This is a genomic window from Shigella sp. FC1967, from assembly GCF_001743005.1.
Taxonomy (GTDB): Bacteria; Pseudomonadota; Gammaproteobacteria; order Enterobacterales; family Enterobacteriaceae; genus Proteus.
The window spans coordinates 1-256 of the sequence record NZ_MIIZ01000259.1; the positions used below are offsets into that span (position 1 = coordinate 1).

Genomic DNA, 256 nt, shown 5'->3' on the forward strand with positions numbered 1-256 from the left:
TGCAGACTCCAATCCGGACTACGACAGACTTTATGAGTTCCGCTTGCTCTCGCGAGGTCGCTTCTCTTTGTATCTGCCATTGTAGCACGTGTGTAGCCCTACTCGTAAGGGCCATGATGACTTGACGTCATCCCCACCTTCCTCCGGTTTATCACCCGCAGTCTCCTTTGAGTTCCCACCATAACGTGCTGGCAACAAAGGATAAGGGTTGCGCTCGTTGCGGGACTAACCCAACATTTCACAACACGAGCTGACG

Annotated in this window: 1 rRNA gene; it reads right to left on the bottom strand. The window is 52.7% G+C overall.

What is annotated here, in order from left to right:
- Positions 1-256 (bottom strand): 16S ribosomal RNA (locus BHE89_RS02395); the annotation flags it as partial.